Here is a 642-nt window from a genome sequence, read left to right as displayed (position 1 = left end):
GGGGATACGGGGGTGTGCGGATGAAGAGACGCGGCGGGGCCGCGGGGTGCGCTCCCAGACGGCTGAAACGTATTAACGTGACGCGGTCCCGTCAATCCCGCTCGCGCACCGGTGTCCCGTGTGCGGGTTTCGCCCCCGATGTCCGTTCGTGGTCCCCCGCACGCTCTCCCGGCCCCGGCATCGCTCTCCCGGCCCCGGATCCCTTTCCCAAATTCCCCGGCTGTCACGGTCGGTGACCATCGGCCGGCCGGCGTGTCGGCGGATCGAATTCCCGAACCGGTCCCACCGCGCCCGAACAGCGGTGATCCGCCGGGGACTCCGGCCGCCGCTCCCCGGACGCCGTACCCGAGGCTGCGCGACGCTCCGCGTTCTGGCAGAGTTCGGGGGACGGTTGGGTGACCGACGCACTCGTGTCGCCCCCGTCACCCGTTCCAGTCCTGCCGGAGGTTTCCATGGCGACGCCCGACGTCCACCCCGGATCCCCCGTACCCGGACGCGGCGGGTCCCCGTTCGCCTCCGCGCCGGCCGCCGAGCCGGCGCTCGCGGACTCCCCGGACATCGTGCCGCCGGTCGCCCCGATGCCCCTCGGCACCGACGCGCCGCGGGCCCCCCTCCCCGGCGCGTCGGTGCCGAGGGGCATCG

The 642-nt window shown here is 74.5% G+C and carries 1 pseudogene; it reads left to right on the top strand.

From position 1 onward, the window contains the following. Positions 1–452 precede the first annotated feature (452 nt). A pseudogene (locus tag FOE67_RS29870) lies at positions 453–642 on the top strand (hypothetical protein); the annotation flags it as partial.

Source organism: Streptomyces calidiresistens, from assembly GCF_014141525.1.
GTDB lineage: Bacteria > Actinomycetota > Actinomycetes > Streptomycetales > Streptomycetaceae > Streptomyces > Streptomyces calidiresistens.
Note: the sequence above shows the minus strand (reverse complement) of the source record. Positions and strands in the feature narration are given on the sequence as shown.